Origin of the sequence: uncultured Clostridium sp. (genome assembly GCF_947036855.1) — a bacterium.
Classification (GTDB): Bacteria; Bacillota; Clostridia; order Clostridiales; family Clostridiaceae; genus Sarcina.
In genome coordinates this window covers 1-23,201 of record NZ_CAMQRY010000023.1, presented here as the reverse complement: position 1 = coordinate 23,201, position 23,201 = coordinate 1, and the positions used below count along the sequence as shown (strand labels likewise).

The following is a 23,201-nucleotide window of genomic DNA, read 5'->3' as shown; positions in this document are numbered from 1 at the left end:
TAAATATGCAGAGCTTTTTTTAAACTTCTAATTTATCTTTTTTCTTAGTTATTGTTTTATCTTCAGCTCTATCTTTAAATTTATCTAATAGTTTATAAGTATAAATTCTAATTACAGAAGCAACAGGACTTGCAAGTATCATACCAATAGGTCCATACAGGAAAGCTCCGATTGTTACAGATAAAACAACAAGGAAAGGACTAAGTCCAACTTTATTACCTATAAGTTTAGGATCAAGATACCAAGCATCAAACTGCTGAAGTATAAATAAGAATCCAAGTGACATAAGACCAAGTCTTAAATCAGCTGCAAATAAGTTAACAAAGAAAGCAACTATCATACCTATAAATGGTCCGAAGTATGGAATCATATTAGTAACTCCAACAATTACAGCTAATAATAGTAAGTATTTTGAACCAAGGAAATAAAGACCTACAAAGCCCATACATCCGATTATAAGTGAGTCAAACGCCTTAATAGCTATATAAGTTCCAACTTTTTTATTAAGAATATTAATAAACTCAATAAGGTGAGTTCCATTTTTATGCCCAAGTGTAGTTAAAGTAAATCTTCTTCCAAATTTTAAGAAGTTATCTTTATCAGTAAGAACATAAATTGAAATTAGGAACCCAAATATTATATTAACAAGTGAAGTAGTTATAGTAATAGCAGTATTTATAATTCCATTGAATAGTGATGTAAATGTAGTTGAAAATTTATCAATTATAGTATTTATATCAAAATCCATTATATTCATTTGTGAAATATGCGTTTTACTTTCAATATCTGCAAAAACGGTTGTAAGATTTTCTTGAACTTGCACTGTAAGGTGTGGAAGTGCATCAATAAGATCCATTATACTAACGTATAATTTAGGAAATAAGAAGAAGCCTCCAATAGCAAGTATTCCTATAAATAGCAAGTATGTTAAAGCTATACTAAGTCCACGCGTTAGTTTAAAGCGTTTGTTAAATAAATTAACAATAGGACTAAGAATATAAGCAATTACAAATGCTAGTACGAAAGGAAATAAGATATCATAAATACTGCTTATTCCTTTGAAGATTGAATCAGTATTATCTAAAATTTTAAATGCTATATATGAAATTACAATAACAGCAAAAATCTTAATATACTTGAGATTATCTTCTTTGATTAATTTCATTTAAAAATCCTCCTATAGTAAATTTGAGAAGATGAAAATATTCATTTATTATTATTATACAAAAAAATACATTTATAACAATAGAAAATAAATATAATTATAAATTCTTAATAATTATACTAGGTATTACAAATATTAAAAAGATTAAACATTTGATTACAAAATGAATATTTGGCAAGCAAGAAAATATTAGAATAATAAAGTTTGCAAGCTAAATTGCAAAAACTAATAAAGTTGACGCTAAAAATTACTTTTTTGGAAGATTGTTAAAAATAAAATAATTAACAATCTTTATGCTAGAAAGTATAAGAATGATTATACTACCACATATATAGATTTTTTATTAACAAAATAATAATAAAGTTAATAAAATAATAACAATGTCGTTTTAGGTCGAATTTTACACTTTAATATATTAAAGTATAATTAAAATCAGTAATTTAAAAAAAGGTGGGAAAATAATGAGCAAGAAGACAAAGAAATTGACACTAATACCATTAATTTTAATGATATTCACTTCAGTTTTTGGATTTGCGAACATGCCAAGAGCCTTTTATCTAATGGGGTATGCAGCAATACCTTGGTATTTATTCGGGGCTATAACATTTGTTATACCATATGCATTTATGGTTGCAGAGTATGGAGCAGCATTTAAAGATGAAAAGGGTGGAATATATTCATGGATGGCTAAATCAATTGGTCCAAGATATGCATTTATAGGAACATTTATGTGGTTCTTTTCATATATAGTTTGGATGGTTAGTACATCATCAAGTATTTGGGTACCTTTTGCTAATGCAATTTTTGGTTCAGATACAACTTCTAAATGGAGTATACTTGGACTTGGTTCAACTCAAACAATAGGAATTTTTGCTATAATTTGGATTATATTTGTAACATTTGTCGGTTCAAGAGGACTTGATAAAATAAAGAAGATAACAGGGGTAGCAGGAACAGTAGTTGCACTACTTAACATAGTATTAATTGGTGGGGCAATACTTATATTTGTATTAAATAAAGGTCAATTTGCACAACCAATTACAGGAATTAAAGATTTCATTGTAGGACCAAATCCTGCATATGGAACACCTATCGCAATGATGTCATTTGCAGTATTTGCAATATTCGCCTTTGGTGGAATAGAAGTTGTTGGGGGACTTGTTGATGAGTCAGAAAATCCTACAAAAACTTTCCCAAGAGCAATAACAATTGCAGCAATAACAATTGCAATAGCATATTCAATAGGAATTTTCGTTTGTGGTATGTTTACAAACTGGGATGCCTCATTATCAGGTGGGTCAGTTAATACAATAAACGTTGCTTATATACTTATGAAGAACTTTGGAGTTCAAATGGGACTTGCCTTTGGTTCAACAGCTGCTACAGCTGCTGTAATAGGAGTTTGGGTTGCTAGATTTGTTGGACTTTCAATGTTTATAGCTTTAACAGGAGCATTCTTTACATTAACATATTCTCCAGTTAAGCAATTAATAGAAGGAACACCAAAAGAAATGTGGCCAAAATTCCTTACTAAGGAAAATAAAGCTGGAATGCCAGTAAATGCTATGTTTATACAATGTATAATAGTTGCAGTTATGATATTCTTAACATCATTTGGTGGGCAGAATGCATCAGCATTCTTTGATAAACTTGTTCTTATGACAAACGTTGCTATGACTATACCAAATATGTTCATAGCAGGAGCGTTCTATAAGTTTAAGAAGAATAAATCAATAGATAAACCATTCGAAATTTATAAAAGCAGTGGAATGGCACTACTTGGAATGTTATCAGTAGTTATAGTTGTTGGATTTGGTAATATTATGACAATAATAGAGCCAGTTATACAAACAGGAAACTGGGAGTCAACTATATGGATGGTAGCAGGACCAATAATATTTTCAATAATAGCACTTGCTTTATATGAGAGATCAAAACATCACTTTATAAAATAGAAGATAAATATGACACATATGTAAAACTTACATATGTGTCTTTTTTTCATTTTTAAGTTTTAAATTTGAGTGAGCTTAAAATTCTTTTATACTCTAATATCAAAAGTCTAGAAATTGAATATTATGAAGAGAACAAAACAGAGTTTTGAATTAATTTTTAGGAGTTTTCTTATGATAATGGAAGTTGGAATAGATACAATAATTTTAAGGTTATTTATTGCCTGTATAATAGGTGGTATTATAGGGTTTGAAAGAGAAAAACATAATAGAGCAGCAGGGTTTAGAACACATATACTTGTATGTGTTGGAGCTTGTATTATCTCACTTATAGAAATGAGAATGGAAGAAGAGTTTTTAAAATCCTATTATCACTATGGAGGTGTTGGGATTCAAGTAACAAGAGGAAGACTTGCTGCACAGGTTATAAGTGGGATTGGGTTTCTTGGAGCTGGTTCAATAATTTTTCATAAAGGCTCAATTAAGGGATTAACTACAGCTGCATCTTTATGGGTTGTTGCTTGTATTGGTATATCAATAGGTTATGGACAAATTTGGGTTGCAGTTTTTGGTGTTATGATAGCACTTATAACACTTCATTTTTTAATAAGTGTGCAAGAAAAGTTTATAAATGGAAAGGATTCATATAAGCTTATAATTGAATATTCAAATAAAAAAGAAGCGCTAGAAAAAATAAAAAATGTTTTTAAATTATATGATGTAAAGGTGAAAAGTTTAGAGTTAAAAGAAAATGATAATGGACATGATTTTATAGAGTGTAAAATAGTTTTATCACCTGATTATAAAGTAGGTATTTCAAAGATAAAAAATGCTATTATGATTAATGAATATATAATTAGTATTAAAAGAAGATAAGAAAAATGCTATATCAGATTAGGTGAATAAACAAATATCACTTAATAAGATATAGCATTTTGTTTATTTGAATATTCTAGAAATAATTCTACCATCTGTATCTATCATTGAATCATCCATAAGTTTTGCTATTGTTGGAGCAATATCTAAAAGTTTAATTGCACCCATGTCAAAATCTTGTTTTACGCTATTATCAGAAACTATAAAAAATGGTTTATTTTCATAGTAGTTTGGATTGTAACCATGAGTAGCAAGATGATGTTTACCAAGTGTTTTTTCAATAATTTCACCATTGAAGTCATTAAGGAAATAGTAACCATCATTTGCTTCAAGCATTAAAGAACAGTTTGGATCTGCTCCGAGTTCTTTAGCTTCGTCAGATGTTAAAATCTCTTTTATGCAATTATTATTTTTCAAAGAAAAATCTTTAAGTTCAGTTATAACTTTGTTTAAAAGAGTAGTATTACTCTTATCTTTTAGATAAATATAGGCAGAACCATCACAATAATTACAAAAGACTTCATGGTATTCTATAAATTCATTTTTTTTATCAAGAGCAAGCCAACATTTATTAAGAAAAAGCTTATTAAGTTTGATAGCAGAGTGGACATCTTTCATACTATGGTCGCTTAGAAGAATAATGCAGGCATCATCTAGAAATTCTAAAGTTTCAAGTTTAGTTGTGACTTCACCAAGTCTTAAATCATGTCGTCTAAGTGCATATTCTGCTTCTTTTGAATTATATCCAAAATTATGTCTATTTGTATCAACATCTGTTAAATGTAGAAACATTATATCAGGATTATATTCAGTTAGAGTATATAAAAATGAAGTCATAGCAAAATTATCAAGTTGTGGTTGATTAAGACCATCTCTTAGTGATGAAAATTTGTTATTTAAATTCATCTGATATTTTATACTGCCATTAAGTGCTGAGGTAATAATTTGATTTTGCCACTTATTATTAGAAAAAACTTCTGGCATATTATATTTTATTTTAGCTTTGCAAGTAACAGGCCAAAGGATAGAACTACATATAAGTTTATTCCTTTTGGCTATATCAAAGAGTGTATCACATTTAATTTCTTTTTTATTCCAAAACCAATCAGGGTTTTGAGATTTATTTATCTGAAGTTTTACATTGTTTGTAATGCTATGATTAATTGGTTTCATACCTGTTATTATACTTGTGTGGACAGGGTATGTTAGAGATGGATATATAGTTTGAACTTCTTTTGAATAAGAAGATTTTTTTAGAATTTTACCAAAGTGAGGCAATTTAGATAGAAAATCTATATCATTTCCATCAACAGCATCAAATGAGATAATTATAAATTTTTTCTTGCTCATTTACTAACCTCCTAAATTTTACAATTATTCTAATTATATAACAAAATATGGATGGTGAAATATAATAATTAAACTGTTAACTTTATGTTATTATATATGTAACAGAAAAGGTAAATAATAATAAAATGAGAAAAATATTTATACATAAGATAAAAAGTAGAGCCAGAGGAGGGAAAAAAATGATATTTAAGTTTTGTCCATTATGTGGTGAAAAGTTAGAGCTTAAAAATAATTATGATGAAGGAATGGTTCCATATTGTAATCATCATAAAGAATTATATTTTGACTTGCCAAAACCTTGCGTGGTTGTTGCAGTTATAAGAGATGAAAAAGTTTTGCTATTAAAGCAAAGTTATATATATAAAGAAAGTAAAGTTTTATTATCTGGATATGTAGGTGTTGATGAAACTGCTGAGGAAACTGTTTATAGAGAAGTTTTAGAAGAATCGGGAATAAAGGTTAATAATATTAGATATATAGGAAGTGATTATGTACCCAATAAAGAGCTTTTAATGCTTACATATGTAGCTGATTATATGAGTGGAGAAATTAATAAATCAGAAGAAGTTGAATTTATTGATTGGGTTAATTTGTGTGATGCTCTTGCTGATATGAAAGAAGATGAAGTTGGTAAAAAAATAATAAAGAGAGTTTTAGAGGAACGGGAAGAAGTAATACATCCTTTTAAAAGAATTGATAAAATTGTAGAGGTTTAAATGTTAATAAATTAAAAACTTTGGAAAAAATATTGAAAATAAAAGTTTTTATGGTAACATTAGATATAATATATTAATACAATATATGGAAATGTAAAAAAGAAGATTTGTAGAGGTGCTAAAATCAATAGTATATATTATGAGCTGAAAGCTATGAGTAGTATAGAAAGGGAAATTAGCCGAAGGGAAGTAAATCAAAAGATTTCTCTGGACATATGTAGAATATACATATGGCTGTCACATTAATTTAGATATTAAAGTGGAGTGCTACGAAGTATTAGATTATAATAAGATTACATAATGGTAATTTTTGTATTTTAAAACTTTTGTATATATGCACCCACTGTGAAAACAGTGGGTTTTTTGTTTAGATATTCAATTAATTGTGGGGGATTTAAGTTTGAAATAAAAATAAAAAAATGGAGGATGTATTATTATGAAAATGTTTGGGGCTATGAAAAATGAAAATAATGAATTATGGATTGGTGGAATGAGTGTTACTGAAATTGTAAATCAGCATAACACACCTTTATATGTTATGGATGAAGAACTTGTTAGAACTAATTGTAGAGATTTCTACAGTGATTTTAATTGTGAGGCAACAGGAAATAGAGTAGTTTTTGCAGGTAAGTCTTGTATGACTATGGCTATGTGTAATATTGCGAAAGAAGAAGGGCTTTGTCTTGATGTAGTATCAGGTGGAGAGCTATATACAGCTTATAAAAGTGGATATCCTATGGAAAAGATATATTTCCATGGTAATAATAAAACACCTGAAGAAATTAGAATGGGAATTGAGTATGGAGTAGGGATTTTTATAGTAGATAATTATAATGAATTAAATAATGTTAGTAGAATTGCAACACAGCTTGGAAAAATTCAAAAAATATATTTAAGAATAACACCAGGAATTGAGGCACATACACATGATTATATCAAAACAGGAGAACTTGATTCTAAGTTTGGATTCCCAATAATCGGTGATAGTATAATAACACTTGTAAATGATACATTAACATTAAGTGGTATAGATTTAATTGGAGTTCATGCACATATAGGTTCGCAGATTTTTGATATAGAGCCTTTTGAAGATGAAACAGAGGTTATGATAGAACTTATGGATGAAATTTATAAAGAGTGTGGAGTAAGACTTGAGGAATTAGACCTTGGTGGTGGATTTGGTGTTTACTATACAGGTGAAGATAATCCAAGAACTACAAAAGATTATTGTGATGCAATAATTAATAAAGCACAAGAAGTATGTGAGAGATTATCATATCCAATGCCTATTTTAAGTATAGAGCCAGGTAGAAGTATAGTAGCTAATGCAGGTACAACTTTATATACAATAGGTGCTATAAAAGAAATTGAAGGTGTAAGAAATTATGCATCTGTAAATGGTGGAATGAGTGATAATATAAGAACAGCACTTTATCAAGCCGAGTATGAGTGTTGTATAGCAAATAGACTTGAAGGAGAAACTCAAGTAGTAACATTTGCAGGTAAATGTTGTGAGTCAGGAGATGTTTTAGTTAATAATGCTAAAGTAACAAAACCTGAAACAGGAGATATATTAGCTGTTATGGCAACGGGCGCATATGGATATTCAATGGCTAGTAACTATAACAGAATGCCAAGACCAGCTATGGTTATGATTAAAGATGGAGAATCAAGAGTAGTAGTAAAAAGAGAAAGTTTTGATGATATGATTCAAAATGAATGTATATAATTAAATTTAGATAAAAAAATCTAGCAATTAATTTGCTGGATTTTTTATTTTTAAATTTATAAAATTTAAATTAGGAAATATTCTATCTTTAAAAGTAAGTAATGTTTGCTTTAAATAAATTAAAGGAGTAAAAGTTAATCTAAAGTTAAAAAGATTAATTACAAAATATGGTATAATTTATACTTGTAGATTATAAAAAAATGGAGGAGAATAGCTATGCTTAATGTAGAGGGAAATAAGGGGTTAAAGTTTGTAAAGGATTGGATTATGCCAATAGGCTGTGCAATTATATTAGCTATGCTTATAAATAAATTTATTATATTTAAGGTTGAAGTTCCTAGTGGTTCAATGAAACCAACTGTAATGATAGGAGACCAAATGTTTGTAACAAGAATTTATAAACCAGAAAATATAAAGCGAGGAGAGATTTTAGTTTTTAAAAAAGAAGGAGTAGAAGAATTGTTATTAAAGAGAGTTATTGGACTTCCAGGAGATACAGTTGAAATTAAAGATGGGGGAAAAGTATATATAAATGGTGAGTTTTTAGATGAACCATATGTAAAGCATCCAGATTCTTTAAGTGGCGTATATCATGTTCCGGCTAGAAATTATTTTATGGTTGGAGATAATAGAGCAGGTAGTGGTGATGCAAGACAATGGAAAGAACCTTACATTCCAGAAGAAAATATATTAGCAAGAACATTACTTAGAGTGTATCCATTTGATAGAGTTGGTTTTATTAAAGAATAAAGATTTAATAATGCATAAAAATAAACTTTTAGAGCATAAATATTAATATGTATTGAAGCAGCTTTTAAGCTATTTTTTTATTTGCAATTATTCGATTTTAATTGAATTTTAATAAAAAGTCCTAAAAAATAGAAAGATTTTCTAAAAATAGATTGAATTTATGCTATAGTTTGTATAAAAAAGGTCAAATGTAACAAAAATAATAAATATGTAAGAGCAAAAAAATATAAAATATGGTATACTTATTATTAACAAAAATTCAATAATAAATTCAATAAAATAAAAAAAGAATTAATGTTAAAAAAGGATGAAATTACTGTGAATTCAATGCTTTAAGGGGTCTTTGACATATAAATGATATAAAAATATGATAAGTTTAAGGCATAAGGAAAAGGTAGATTTTACATCAAAAATTTAATTTTGAATTTGAAAATCAATTTAAGGATTAGAATCAATGTTTCTGAGTAATTTTTAGTAATTAAAATTAGAAGGAAAGGAATTGGTGGCGTGAGCACTAGGAAAAATGTGGTTTTGAAGTTCGCTAAAGATTGGATTATTCCAATAATATGTGCGATTATACTTGCAACGCTTATAAATAAGTTTCTTATTTTTAAGGTTGAAGTACCAACAGGATCTATGGAACCAACAGTAATGCCAGGTGATGAAATATTCGTTACAAGAATCTACAAGCCAGAAAATATCAAAAGAGGTGAAATTGTAGTATTCAAGAAAGCTGGAGAAAAAGAACTTCTGCTTAAAAGAGTTATAGGACTTCCGGGAGATACTGTCGAAATTAAAGATGGTGGAAAAGTATACATAAATGGTAAGCTTTTAAATGAACCTTATGTAAAATATTCAGATCCGCTTGGTGGAACATATCATGTACCGGCTGGAGAATACTTTATGCTTGGTGATAATAGAGCAGATAGTAAGGATTCAAGATATTGGAAGGATCCGTATATTCCAGGAGATAATATGGTAGCTAAAACATGGCTTAGAGTATATCCATTTAATAGATTTGGTTTCTTAAAGGATAATGAATAGTGTATGTTTATGTAAATTTAAAATGTAATTATCTATTAAGATAAAGACTTAGAAAGGAAGCGTGAGAGGATGTTTAAGGATAATAAAAAGTTAAAATATGTTCTTATATACGGGATTATAGTTATAGGAATATTGATAAGTCTTAACTATGCTAAGACAGAAATGTCGACACAGCAAATTGAGTATAGTCAATTTAAGACAATGTTAAAAGATAATCAGGTACAATCAGTTACATTTGCTAATGGGGATATTCAAATTAAACCAAAAGCAGGAACAAAAGATGCAGGTAAAATACTGTATGCAACAAATGTTGGTGGAGATTCACAACTTATAAGTCAATTAGAGGCTGCAAAAGTTACATTTGGAGCAGTACCACAACAAGCATTCCCACTTGGTGAGTTATTACTTTATTGGATAATGCCATTAGTATTATTCTTTATAATAGGAAAACTTGTATTTGGTAAAATGGATAAGAAAATGGGCGGAGGAGTTATGTCATTTGGTAAAAATAATGCCAAACTTTACGCTGAAGATGAAACAGGAAAAACTTTTGATGATGTAGCAGGTCAAGAAGAAGCTAAAGAGTCGTTAAAAGAGATTGTTGAATTCTTACATGATACAGAAAAATATGTTTCAATAGGAGCTAAGCTTCCTAAAGGTGCATTACTAGTAGGACCTCCAGGAACAGGTAAAACTTTACTTGCTAAAGCTGTTGCAGGAGAGGCAAAAGTTCCATTCTTCTCACTTGCTGGTTCAGATTTCGTTGAGATGTTTGTTGGTATGGGAGCTGCAAGAGTAAGAGATTTATTCAAGCAAGCACAACAAAAAGCCCCTTGTATCATATTCATAGATGAGATTGATGCTATTGGTAAAAGTAGAGAAGGAGCTATTCAGGGTAATGATGAGAGAGAACAAACTCTTAACCAATTACTAACTGAAATGGATGGATTTGATGGTACTAAAGGAGTTGTAATTCTTGCAGCTACAAATAGACCAGAAGTTCTTGATAAAGCACTTTTAAGAGCAGGAAGATTTGATAGAAGAGTTATTGTTGATAAACCAGATTTTGTTGGTAGAGAAGCAATACTTAGAGTTCATGCTAAAGATGTTAAAATGTCTAAAGAAGTTTCATTTGAAGATGTAGCTAAATCTACTCCAGGAGCAGTTGGAGCAGACCTTGCAAATATCATAAATGAAGCGGCATTAAGAGCTGTTAAACAAGGTAGAAAACTTGTAATTCAAGAAGATTTAGATGATGCAGTTGAAATAATAATTGCTGGTAAAGAGAAAAAAGATAGAATAATGAATGATAGAGAACTTAAGACTGTAGCATACCATGAAGTTGGTCATGCACTAGTTGCAGCAATGCTTAGTAATACAGATCCAGTTCATAAAATAACAATAGTTCCAAGAACAATGGGTGCACTTGGTTATACAATGCAACTTCCAGAAGAAGAAAAATATCTTCTTACTAAGGAAGAAATGCTTGATCAAATAGCAGTTATGTTTGGTGGAAGATCAGCTGAGGAAGTTGAATTCAAAAGAATTACAACTGGAGCTTCTAATGATATAGAAAGAGCAACTCAGACAGCTAGAAATATGGTAACTGTTTATGGAATGAGTGATAGATTTGATATGATGGGTCTTGAATCAGGATCAAGCAGATACTTAGATGGTAGAAATGTTATGAATTGTTCAGAGCAAACTTCTACTATTGTTGATGAAGAAGTATTAAACATTATAAAAACTGCACATAAAATTGCAGTTGATATACTTGTTGAAAATAAAGATTTACTTGATGATATCTCAGCAGTTCTTCTTGAAAAAGAAACTATTATGGGTGCTGAATTCTTAGAGCATGTATATGCTAAATACCCAGAAAAGAAAGATCTGTATGATAAGCTTAAAGATGAGAAGAAAACTCTTAAAGAAAAAGCTAAAATCAAAAGAGATGAAAGAGAAAAGCTTAGAGAAGAAAGAGAAGCAGAGAGAAGAGACAGAATCGAAGAAGAAGCTGTTGAACTTGAAGCTAAAGAAAGAGCAGAGAGAGTCGAAAGAATTGAAGCTGCTAAAAATGAGCTTGAAGCATCTGATAAAGAAAAAGTTTTCTTTGAAGAAAAGGATGGTAAAATATTCTTAGGTAAAAAAGAAGAAACACCAAAAGTTTTAGAAGAAGCTAAAATAGAAGACGTAACAGAAACTTTAGAAGAAAAAAAAGAAGATGTTATTAAAGAAAAATCTACTGAAGAAACTGTTAAAACAGAAGAAGCAGAAGAGAAAAAAGATAATAACTTAGAATAGTTTCAAGCTAGTAAAAAAGGCTGTCTTTAAATAGACAGCTCTTTTTTTGCTTATAATAAGGAAAGAAAATTAAAATGTTAATTTTCATGTTATAATGGTAATACTTAAATATAGAGTGTGAAAGGATTTGATTGAATGATAAAGCATGATATAGAGGGAACAAAAGATATAGAATTTTTAGTAGAAGAAGAAAAACTTGAAGAAACTACAAATATAATAGCTGAGGAAACTCTTTCTTACATAAATAAAAGAAAATTTGTTACAGAAAGTATAATAGAGCAAAGAAAAATTGCGATAGCAGAATATAAAGATGATGAAGATAGACTTATAGAGTATTTTGATCATGAAACATATATTAAGGAAGAATCATTTAAGATGATTGATAGAAAGCTTAGAGAATTTACAATTCTTAAAGATTCGCCTTATTTTGGAAAGATAAATTATACAGATAAGGAATTTGATGAAGTTGGAGAAATGTATGTTGGAAGATTTGGAGTTACTCCAGAAGGTAGTTTTGAACCAGCAGTAGTAGATTGGAGAGCACCTATAGCATCACTTTTCTATCATGGAAGCCTTGGTGATGCAACTTATGAAGCTCCATCAGGAGAAATTGAAGTTGATATTACAGGGAGAAGACAACTTATCATTAAAAAAGCTCAACTTGAAGGATTATTTGATTCAGCAATTGATGTAAAAGATGAAATTCTTCAAATGGTTTTAAGTACTAATACATCTGAAAAACTTAAAGATATTATTATGACTATACAAGCAGAGCAAGATAAAATTATAAGACTTGGTAGAACTAAAAATATTATAGTTAATGGAGTTGCAGGAAGTGGAAAAACTACAATAGCACTTCATAGAGTGGCATATCTTTTATATAACAATAGAGTAGAACTTGAAGGTAAAGTTTTAATACTTGGACCTAACAGTATTTTTATGGACTATATTTCACAAGTGCTTCCAAGTCTTGGAGAAGTTGGTGTTAAACAAGAAACATTCCTTGGTTTTGCAGTATCAGAAATAGCAGAAAATTTAAAAATAATGCCATATGAAGAGTATTTAGAAGAAGTTGTTACAAAAGGTAGCAATATGTTAGAAAAAGAAACTTATAAAAATTCATATGAACTTATAAAAGATTTAGATAAATATGCTATGGAATTATCAGATGGATATTTTGATATTAAACCTGTAATCTGTTTTGATGAAGAAGTTGTTACAGTTCAAGAGATTAAAGAATTATTTGATAAGCATTATGCTTATATGCCTTTATTTAGAAGAGCAGAAAAAATTAAAAGAATTCTTACATCTAAAATTAAAGATAAGAGAGATGAAAAATTTAGAGAACTTATACAAGATATAAAAGAGCAAAAAGAGGCATTATCATCAGAAGAACTTGCTGCATATGATAATGATATTGAATTTAAGAGAAAATTAAAAGTTAGAGAAATTGTTCAAGAAGTTATGGATAGTAGAAAAGCTCTTGATGAATGGATTATAACAGAAAGTTGTGTAAATATTTATAAAAAGTTTAATAATTCTGATATCCTTACAATAAATGACCTTGCTCCAATTTTATATCTTATGATTAAACTTGAGGGTAAAAAAGCAAGTAAGGATTATAGACACGTTGTAATAGATGAAGCACAAGATTATTCACCACTTCAATTTAAAGTTATAAGAGAACTTATTGGAAGTAAGTATTTCACAGTTGTTGGTGATGTTAACCAAAGACTTGTTAAGTATTCAGATAAGGCAGCAATGCTTGAACTTGCAGAAATATTTAATGATGTAGAAGCAGAAACTTATAATTTAAATAATAGTTATAGAAGTACATCTGAAATAATGGAATATGCAAACTTATTCTTAAAAGAAGATAAGATTGTTCCACTTGTAAGAGAAGGAGATAAAGTTGAGGTTGTAAAAACTTCTGACATAGAGGTATTTAAAAAATCAATTTTAGATAAAATTAGAAAACTGAATGCACAGGGACTAGAAAGTGTTGCTATAATAACAAGAAATTCAGAAAGACTTGAAAAAGTTTGGGATTTATTGAAATCAGATATATACCTTGCGAAATTTAATAGTGAGGATGTATTCTATAAAGGTGGAAATGTTATAATACCAGCTTATTTTGCTAAAGGGCTTGAGTTTGATGGAGTTATAATAGCTGACTTTGAAGAAGATATCAAAGAAGATGATTTAATTAAATATATAATGAGTACAAGAGCACTTCATAGCTTAAGTGATATTGTTTTAACTAAATAAATATATGAAAAGAATTAGAAATAAAAGTTTAAACTTTTTATCTCTAATTTTTTTTACGATAAAAAAATATTATAAAACCTGTAAATTTATAATATTTAGCTATAATCAAGAATATAATTAAACGTATACAGAAAAGAGAGTATTTGATTTGAGATTAAATATTCTCTTTATTATTTTGTGGTAAGTAGCAGTAGAATTTACAGTCGTATGTTCAATTTAAATTTATGTTAAATATCCGTTAACATACAAAAAAATATATATCATTTTTATTTAATTATGCTATAATTACTAACGAAATAGTTAATATATTGTCTTATAATTGACTAATTACAATAAAAATGTCGAATAATAAAGTAAAATGTTAATTTGGTGTTAACTTGTAATAGCATTTTAAGTATTTCATTTTAAAATATAATTTTAAGGGGGACGATTACATGAAAAGAAGAGTAATTGCAATGGCAGTAACAGCATTAATGGCTACAGGATTATTAGCTGGCTGTGGTAGCGCATCAGAGGGTGGAGATAAAGCTACAACTGGAAAAGAGGCTATAAAGGTTGGTATGATTACGGATTCTGGAACTATTGATGATAAATCATTTAACCAAGGAACGTGGGAAGGAATTGTTGATGCAGCAGCAGAATTTGGAGTTGATGAGCAATATTTAAAACCACAGGGTGAAACAGAAGCAGATTATTTAAGAGAGATAGGGAATATATATGATGCTGGTAATAGACTTATAGTTACACCAGGATATAAATTTGAAACAGCTATCTATAAGGCGCAAGAAAAATATCCAGATGCAAATTTTGTATTAATAGATGGTGTTCCAAAAGTAAATAATGAAGATAAAGTTGGAAAAGTAGGAGAAAATACAGTTTCAATATTTTATGCTGAGGAGCAATCAGGTTTCCTTGCAGGAATTGCAGCAGCACTTGAAGTTAAAGAAGGCGATATTGGATTTATTGGTGGACTAAGAATACCACCAGTACAAAAATTTAACTGGGGATTCCAACAAGGAATAGCTTATGCTAATGAAAACTTTGAAACAAAAGTTTCAATTAAAGAAGAAAATGTTAAATATGCTGAATCATTTGTAGATGTAGCTTTAGGACAACAAATGGCTGCAACAATGTATGATAAAGGGGTTAAAGCTATATTTGCTTCAGCTGGAAAAGTTGGAGTGGGAGTTATTAACGAAGCTAAAACAAGAACTATTAAAGGTGAAACAGCTTGGGTTATTGGAGTTGATGTTGACCAGTTTAAAGATGGTGAATATGAAGATGGTAAATCAGTTATATTAACATCAGCTATTAAAAAACTTGGTAATAGTGCTAAAGATATGATAAAAGCACAAATTGATGGTGCATTCCCAGGTGGAGAAACTATAGTTGTTGATATTAAAACTGATGGAGTAGGTCTTCCGGTGGAAAATCCAAACTTATCAGAAGATACAATGACAAAAGTGAATGAAGTTGTTGAGTTAGTTAAATCAGGTGAAGTAAAAGTTTCAGGTGAACAAGGTGATTTAATAAAATAATTTTATTATATAAAGAATGGACGGATGAATTTCCGTCTATTTTCATATAAAAGGACTTTATTATAAATTTTATTTTAGTGAAATAATATAGCGATTAGCTTACAGGGGGAATAGTAATGTCATATGTAGTAGAAATGCTTAATATCCGTAAAGAATTTGCTGGAATAGTAGCAAATGATGATATAACATTAACGCTTAAAAAAGGTGAAGTACATGCTCTTTTAGGAGAAAATGGTGCTGGAAAATCAACACTTATGAGTGTTCTTTTTGGAATGTATAAGCCTGAAAGAGGTCAAATAAAAATAGATGGAAAAGAAGTTAAGATAACAAATCCAAGTAAAGCTAATGAATATGGAATTGGTATGGTTCATCAACATTTTAAACTTGTTGAGAATTTTACAGTTACAGAGAATATAATACTTGGAAATGAGCCAAAGAAATTTGGGATTATGCTTGATAAAGAAGTAGCAGCAAAGAAAATTTTAGAGATATCAAAGAAATACAATTTAAATATAGATCCAAATGCAAAGATAGAAGATATTTCGGTTGGTATGCAACAAAGAGTTGAAATTATAAAAATGCTTTATAGAGATGCAAGAGTTTTAATTTTTGATGAGCCAACAGCTGTATTAACACCACAAGAAATTAATGAACTTATGAATATTATAAGAGACCTTATAAAAGAGGGGAAATCAGTCATTATAATAACTCATAAACTTAGAGAGATTAAGGCAGTTGCAGATAGATGTACAGTTATAAGAAAAGGAAAATATATTGGAACTGTTGATGTAAAAGATACTAGTGAAGCAGATATGGCAAAAATGATGGTTGGTAGAGAAGTTTCATTTAAAGTTGAAAAAAAGGATGCTACTCCAAGTGAGGCAGTACTTAAAATAAATAACCTTTCTGTTAATAATAAGAAGAAGGTTCTAGGGCTTAAAGATTTTAGTGTAGAAGTAAAATTCGGAGAAATTCTTGCAATTGCAGGTGTTGAAGGAAATGGTCAAACTGAACTTGTTGAAGCTATAACTGGAATGAGAAAAATTATTTCAGGGAGTATAGAGTATAAGGGTGAGAGTATAACAACTTTATCTATAAGAGATAGAATTGATAAAGGAATTGCTCACATTCCAGAAGATAGACATAAGCATGGACTTGTCCTAGATTATAATCTTGAAGACAATATGATTTTAAGAGCATATAAGAATAAGCCTTTTTCAAATAAAGGAATTATAAATAGAAAAGCGATAAGAGAACATGCTAAAAAAATTATAGAGGCTTTTGATGTTAGGTCAGGAGAAGGTGCTAAAAGTTTAACAAGATCTATGTCGGGTGGAAATCAGCAAAAAGCTATTATAGGAAGAGAAATTGAGATGAATCCAGAACTTTTAATTGCAGTTCAACCAACTAGAGGGCTTGATGTTGGTTCTATTGAATATATTCACTCAAGACTTATTGAAGAAAGAGATAAAGGGAAGGCTATCTTACTTATATCACTTGAACTTGATGAAGTTTTAAATGTAGCTGATAGAATTGCAGTTGTAAATGGTGGAGAACTTATAGGAATAGTTAATTCAAATGAAACGGATGAAAATGAAGTTGGTCTTATGATGGCTGGGATAAAGAAAGAAAAAGTTTCAGCAAAAGGAGGTAGCACAAATGAATAGAAAAGCTATGTTATCTTTAATAGCTGTATTTTTAGGGCTTATAGTAGGGGCATTTTTGATGTTTATTATGGGGAATAATCCTGTTGAGGGATATATTTATTTGATAAAAGGTGGAATTATGAATATTGAAAGGATAGGAAATACTATTGCAACAGCAATACCTCTTATTTTAACAGGGCTTTCAGTTGCCTTTGCTTTTAAAACAGGGCTTTTCAATATAGGAGCACCAGGACAGATGTTATTTGGTGGATTATGTGCTACAGCTGTAGGACTGACACTTGAACTTCCACAAACTATGATGATTATTGTTATGGTATTAGCTGGACTTATAGGTGGAGCTTTGTGGGCTATAATACCTGGAATATTAAAGGCTAAATTCAATGTTCATGAGGTTGTTGCAACAATTATGATGAACTGGATTGCTTACTGGATAGTATTTTATGCGGTTCCAGCCTATTTTAAAGGTGAGTTTATGGAAACTGAATCAAGAGCATTACCAGAGTTTGCGACTCTTCATCTAGAGTGGCTTACAAATATGTTTGATGGTTCTATTATAAATAGTGGAATATTTGTAGCACTTATTGCAGTTACAATTATAGCAATTATTTTAGAAAAAACAGTTTTAGGTTATGAACTTAAAGCAGTTGGATTTAATAAATTTAGTGCAGAATATGCAGGGATGCCTGTAAATAGAAATATTATTTTATCAATGATGATAGCAGGAGGACTTGCAGGACTTGCAGGAGTTGTGCAATATACAGGGAATTCAACAGCTATGCAAATTGGAGTTATGCCAAGTCAAGGATTTGATGGAATTGCAGTAGCACTTCTTGCAGCAAACTCACCAGTTGGCGTAGTATTCTCAGCATTATTCTTTGGACTTCTTTATACAGGAAAAGGCTTTATGAGTGCTATGACTGGAATACCACCAGAAATAGCAGATACAATTATTTCTATAATAATATATTTTGCAGCAACAAGTGTTATTATTAGTAAACTTATGGATACTTTTTCAAGAAAGAAAAAACAAAGAAAAGAAGAGAACTCTAGTAAAGTGAAGGAGGAAGCTTAATATGTGGGAAACAATTGAACAAATTTTACCTTACGCAATGTCATATATGGCACCTTTATTAATAGTAGCTCTAGGAGCTTTATACTGTGAGAGAAGTGGAGTTGTAAATATAGGTCTTGAAGGATTTATGATAGTTGGGTCATTTGGTGGGGCATTTACAATTTCTAAACTTCAAGATACAGCACTTGCAGAAAATTCAATGCATTTATGGATTGGACTAGCTGTTGCAATGATACTTGGAGCAATATTCTCACTTTTACATGCATTTGCAAGTATAAATCTTAGTGCGAATCAGGTTATAAGTGGAACAGCTATAAATATGATAGCTGGTTCATTAACAATATTTATTGCTAGAGCAATGACTGGAAGTGGAAATATAGGTATTAGAATGGGGTTTGTACCACAAGATATACCCGTATTATCAGAAATTCCAATAATAGGAGCATTATTATTTACAAACACATATCCAACAACATGGCTTGTTTTAGGATTTATAGCAATTAGTACATTTATAATATATAAAACAAGTTTTGGAATGAGGCTTAGAGCATGTGGTGAACATCCACAAGCAGCTGAAGCAGCAGGAATAAGTGTTTTTAAAATGAGATATATAGGAGTTATGATTTCAGGAGCATTAGCATCACTTGGTGGAGCTATAATAATTGTAACATATTCAGGAGAATTTAATGGGGGAGTAGCAGGACTTGGATTCCTTGCACTTGCAGCATTAATATTTGGACAGTGGAAACCACTTGGAATACTTGGAGCATCAATGTTCTTTGGAATAGCAATCACAATTGCAAATGTATCATCAGTAGTTCCAGAACTTCAATCAATACCACCAGTAATATTAAAAGTATTCCCTTATGTAGTAACGCTAATAGCGCTTGTAATATTCTCAAAATCATCACAAGCACCAAAAGCAGCAGGAGAACCATTCGACTCAGGCAAAAGATAAGCGAGAGTCTAAATCTGCGATTTAGCTTCTCGAGCTTACTCCGACGAGCGCAGTCGAGTCGGAGTTTCATCTCCAAATCTGTGATTTGGTTGTTCGAACTTACTCCAAGGAACGAATGTGAGTCGGAGTTTCATCTCAAATCTATGATTTGCTTGTTGAAAGTTGCTTCAACGTAGTGGGTGAGAGTTTCCTAGATTTAGCTTATTAAGTAGATTTTTATGAATGAATTATTAAAGTATATATGAGATAAAAATAGAGAATTATAAAAGTAAAAAAAGGTTATTAACAAAAAGTTAACAAAAGAAAGTAGTCAAATCATAAGATTTGGCTACTTTTTTAACCTTAAATAGAAAATAAAGTTATTTATAGAAAAATAAGAGATATATTTTGTTTTATGACATAAGGGAATACTTAAAAAGTAAACGAGTTCATAAATCGAAATGTTATAAAATAATATGAAAAATTAACAGTAATAATATAAAGAAAACATACGGTAGTAGTAATTTATTTACAAGTTTTTATTTTAAATTTAAAATCATTTACTTTTAAATTTATAATTTTATCCAATTTTTATAATTTTCATAAAAAAAGTGAATATTAAATGAATAATTATAAAAGTGAATAAATAGTGTACGTCAAAAGTGATGATATAATTAAAACATAGAAACGGTAGTAACAAGCAAATGATATTTAAAAATTAGGAGGAAGATTTTATGAAAATTAAAATTGGAGATTATTTAATAGAGAAATTAAAGGAATTTAATGTAGATAGTATTTACGGAGTTCCAGGAGATTACAACTTAGGATTCCTTGATCATATAGATGATGCACAGGGAATTGAATGGGTTGGAAACTGTAATGAGTTAAATGCAGCTTATGCAGCTGATGGATATGCTAGAATCAGAGGATTTGCTGCAATGGTAACTACTTTTGGAGTTGGAGAGCTTAGTGCTGTTAATGGGATAGCAGGTTCATATGCTGAGAGTGTTCCAGTTGTAAAAATCACAGGAATGCCTACAACAGAAGTTCAAGAAAATAGATTATTTGTTCACCACACATTAGGTGATGGAGAGTTTAACAGATTCTCAAAAATGTTTGAAGAAATAACAGTTACTCACACAATATTATCAGAAATGAATGCTAAAGATGAAATTGATAGAGTATTAAGAGATTGTTATATTTATAAAAAACCAGTGTATATTGGACTTCCAGTTGATGTAGCTGAGAAAGAAATTGAAGTTACACCAGGAAAAATTGATTTAGAAGTTAAATCAAACCCTGAAACATTAGTTCAATTTGTAGAAGCTGTTAAAAACTTAGTTTCAAATTCAAAAGGACAATTCTTACTTGCTGATTTTGAAGTTATTAGAGAAGGTCTTGAAAGCGAGCTTGCAAACTTTGTTAATAACATTAAAATACCAGCTGGTTCATTAAGCTTAGGAAAAACTGCTATAGATGAAACTAACGAATACTTCGCTGGAATCTATACAGGTAAATTAAGTTCAGATTTAATGAAAGAAGTAATCACAGCTAGTGATCTTGGAATATATGTAGGGGTTAAACTTACAGATTGTACAACAGCTGGATTCAGCTGCATTAACTCAGAACTACACACAGTAGAGATAATGGCTAACTGTGCTCTTGTAAATGGAAAGAAATTCAAAAATATCAGAATGAAAGATGCTATAGAAGCTATACAAGCTGCTAAACTTGCATTTAGTAACCCTGTTAAAATTAAAAATGTTGAAGAGCCTAAATTTGTTGCAAATAATAACCTTATAGTAGCAAATAGATTCTTTAAACAAATAGAAAGCTTCCTTGAAGAAAAAGATGTATTAGTTGCTGAAACTGGAACATCATTCTACGGTGCAGCTAACTTAAGAATGCCTAAAGGTGCTTCATTTGTAGGACAAGCTTTATGGGGATCAATAGGATATGCTCTTCCAGCTATCTTAGGAACTCAAATGGCTGACCTTACTAGAAGAAATATCTTACTTATAGGAGATGGATCACTTCAGTTAACAGCTCAAGAGATTTCAACAATGCTTAGAGAAGATACTAAACCAGTATTATTTATATTAAATAATGATGGATATACAATAGAAAGAGTTATACATGGACCAAGAAGACATTATAATGACATCAATATGTGGAATTATGCTGAACTTGCAAATGTATTTGGTCTTAAAAATAGAAAAGCACTTAACTTTAAAGTTACAACTGAAAAAGAATTACAAGATGCTATGAATACAATCAATGCTAACAGAGGTCAACTTGCTATAGTTGAGGTTATCATGGATATGGATGATGCTCCTCAATTCTTAATAGATGTTGCAGAACATGCTTTTAAAAAGCAAAATGCTTACTAAAATTTAGCAAATAAATATAAGAAACTCATGCACTTTTAAGTGCGTGGGTTTTTTTATATTTACAAGGTAGAAGTATGTAAAAAAATACATAAAAAATTCTTATTAAAACATCTATTTTTTTAGTGTGAGAGGTGCTATAATTATCTAAGAAATTTTGTTTATTATAGGGAGAGAGAAGGGTATGTCAAAAGGAAATACAGATTTATTAAAAGACAAAGAGGGGACACTTTTAGCTAAGTATATACTTCCATCAGTTGGGGGAATGCTTGGTTTATCTATGTGTATATTATTTGATACTATGTTTATTGGAAAAAGACTTGGAGCAATGGGAATAGCTGCTCTAAATATAACTTTACCGATATATAGTTTAATGAGTGCGATTGGTTTAACTTTTGGGGTTGGTGGAGCAACTCTTTTGAGTATTTATCTTGGAAAGAAGAAGTTTGAGTCTGTAAATAAAATATTTACAACATCAATTGTTGGAATTGGAATTATATATATTTTATTTTTACTTGTTAGATTTTTATTTATAGACAAGCTTATTTATGCACTGGGTGCATCAGGTGCTACTTTTGATATGGTTAAAAGTTATATTGATGTTTTGCTAATATTTAGTGGAGCATATATGGGACTTAATGCACTAAATGTTTTTATCAGAAATGATGGTAATCCAAAACTTGCTATGATGGCTGTTATAGTTACAAATATTGTAAATATAATTTTAGATTATGTCTTTATGTTCCCTATGGGGATGGGAATAGATGGAGCAGCACTTGCAACTTCTATTGGTCAATTTGCTGGAATTGGAGTTCTTATGCTTCATTTTACAAAAGGAAGAAGTAGTTTTAAATTTGATATGAATATGTTTGATTTTAGATTTTTGAATAGAATTATTAGAACTGGTATTCCAAGTTTTATTTCAGGACTTACAGCTGGAATTGTTATAATGTTGTTTAATATTGTAAGTTTTAATCTAATGGGTAATGCTGGTCTTTCAGCTTATGGAGTTGTTAATAATATAGCACTTATTTTTGTTGCAGTATTTAATGGTGTAGCACAAGGGATACAACCACTTATAAGTATAAATTATGGAGCAGGAAATTATGCACGTGTTCAAAAATTTATAAATCTTGGAAGAATTATAATGTTTGGAACAGGTACTGTATTTTTCATTATAGGAATTATGTTCCCAATACAACTTATTGAAATTTTTACAACTGGAAATGCAGAGTTTATGGCTGTTGCAAGAGAGGGAATTATAATTTATTTTGCATCATTTATTTTAGCAGGAGTAAATATACTAAATATAGCAGCACTTCAATCGGTAGAGAAAGTTAAGATATCTACACTTTTATCAATTCTTAGAGGGTTTGTATATATTATAATTTGCCTTGCATTATTCTCAAAAAGTTATGGAATGACAGGACTCTGGCTTACAATACCAAG

At 29.8% G+C, this 23,201-nt stretch carries 15 protein-coding genes, 1 pseudogene and 1 riboswitch; of the genes and pseudogenes, 14 read left to right on the top strand and 2 right to left on the bottom strand.

The features are described 5' to 3' along the window. Positions 1–19 precede the first annotated feature (19 nt). The gene (locus tag Q0V15_RS04310; RefSeq protein ID WP_297436357.1) at positions 20–1,165 is read right to left on the bottom strand and encodes an AI-2E family transporter; all 1,146 of its coding nucleotides are present in this window, start codon (positions 1,163–1,165) and stop codon (positions 20–22) included. A gap of 461 nt (positions 1,166–1,626) precedes the next feature. Here Q0V15_RS04310 and yjeM point away from each other — a divergent pair, with 461 nt between their 5' ends. After that, positions 1,627–3,120 (top strand): glutamate/gamma-aminobutyrate family transporter YjeM, encoded by a 1,494-nt coding sequence (yjeM, locus tag Q0V15_RS04305; RefSeq protein ID WP_297436355.1) that lies wholly within the window; start codon positions 1,627–1,629, stop codon positions 3,118–3,120. A gap of 171 nt (positions 3,121–3,291) precedes the next feature. Next, positions 3,292–3,993, top strand: coding sequence for an MgtC/SapB family protein (locus tag Q0V15_RS04300; RefSeq protein WP_297436353.1), 702 nt, complete (start codon positions 3,292–3,294; stop codon positions 3,991–3,993). Between the two features lie 63 nt (positions 3,994–4,056). Here the strand turns inward: Q0V15_RS04300 and Q0V15_RS04295 are convergent, their stop codons facing one another. Then, positions 4,057–5,343, bottom strand: coding sequence for an alkaline phosphatase family protein (locus tag Q0V15_RS04295; protein WP_297436351.1), 1,287 nt, complete (start codon positions 5,341–5,343; stop codon positions 4,057–4,059). 179 nt (positions 5,344–5,522) lie between these two features. Between Q0V15_RS04295 and Q0V15_RS04290 the strand changes: the two genes are divergently transcribed. The 12 genes and pseudogenes from Q0V15_RS04290 to Q0V15_RS04235 all read left to right on the top strand — a co-directional run. Beyond that, positions 5,523–6,059 carry an NAD(+) diphosphatase gene (locus tag Q0V15_RS04290; protein ID WP_297436349.1) on the top strand — a complete coding sequence of 179 codons (537 nt, stop codon included), beginning with the start codon at positions 5,523–5,525 and terminating at the stop codon, positions 6,057–6,059. A 102-nt stretch (positions 6,060–6,161) separates the two neighbouring features. Then, positions 6,162–6,337, top strand: a riboswitch (Lysine riboswitch). 158 nt (positions 6,338–6,495) lie between these two features. Next, positions 6,496–7,788 carry a diaminopimelate decarboxylase gene (gene lysA, locus Q0V15_RS04285; RefSeq protein ID WP_297436347.1) on the top strand — a complete coding sequence of 431 codons (1,293 nt, stop codon included), beginning with the start codon at positions 6,496–6,498 and terminating at the stop codon, positions 7,786–7,788. A gap of 216 nt (positions 7,789–8,004) precedes the next feature. Continuing rightward, entirely contained in the window at positions 8,005–8,538 is a 534-nt protein-coding gene (gene lepB / locus Q0V15_RS04280; RefSeq protein WP_297436345.1) for a signal peptidase I, read from the top strand. Positions 8,539–9,069: 531 nt separating this feature from the next. Continuing rightward, entirely contained in the window at positions 9,070–9,582 is a 513-nt protein-coding gene (gene lepB / locus Q0V15_RS04275) for a signal peptidase I (RefSeq protein WP_297436343.1), read from the top strand. A 69-nt stretch (positions 9,583–9,651) separates the two neighbouring features. Then, positions 9,652–11,436 (top strand): annotated as a pseudogene (gene ftsH, locus Q0V15_RS04270) (ATP-dependent zinc metalloprotease FtsH); the annotation flags it as partial. A gap of 582 nt (positions 11,437–12,018) precedes the next feature. Next, positions 12,019–14,151, top strand: a complete 2,133-nt coding sequence (locus Q0V15_RS04265; protein WP_297436339.1) for a UvrD-helicase domain-containing protein — start codon at positions 12,019–12,021, stop codon at positions 14,149–14,151. A gap of 434 nt (positions 14,152–14,585) precedes the next feature. Then, positions 14,586–15,689, top strand: a complete 1,104-nt coding sequence (locus Q0V15_RS04260; protein WP_297436337.1) for a BMP family protein — start codon at positions 14,586–14,588, stop codon at positions 15,687–15,689. Between the two features lie 116 nt (positions 15,690–15,805). Beyond that, complete coding sequence (locus Q0V15_RS04255) at positions 15,806–17,356, top strand: ABC transporter ATP-binding protein (RefSeq protein WP_297436335.1); 1,551 nt, start codon at positions 15,806–15,808, stop codon at positions 17,354–17,356. Further along, complete coding sequence (locus Q0V15_RS04250; protein WP_297436332.1) at positions 17,349–18,428, top strand: ABC transporter permease; 1,080 nt, start codon at positions 17,349–17,351, stop codon at positions 18,426–18,428. The genes Q0V15_RS04255 and Q0V15_RS04250 overlap by 8 nt, the downstream gene beginning before the upstream one ends. Before the next feature lies 1 nt (position 18,429). Beyond that, a complete protein-coding gene (locus tag Q0V15_RS04245; protein WP_297436330.1) occupies positions 18,430–19,386 on the top strand; it encodes an ABC transporter permease in 957 nt (318 codons plus the stop codon). 713 nt (positions 19,387–20,099) lie between these two features. Next, on the top strand, positions 20,100–21,755 hold the full coding sequence (locus Q0V15_RS04240) for an alpha-keto acid decarboxylase family protein (RefSeq protein WP_297436328.1): 1,656 nt from the start codon (positions 20,100–20,102) through the stop codon (positions 21,753–21,755). A 181-nt stretch (positions 21,756–21,936) separates the two neighbouring features. Then, the coding region (locus tag Q0V15_RS04235; RefSeq protein WP_297436326.1) for an MATE family efflux transporter at positions 21,937–23,201 on the top strand (1,265 nt) is incomplete at its 3' end.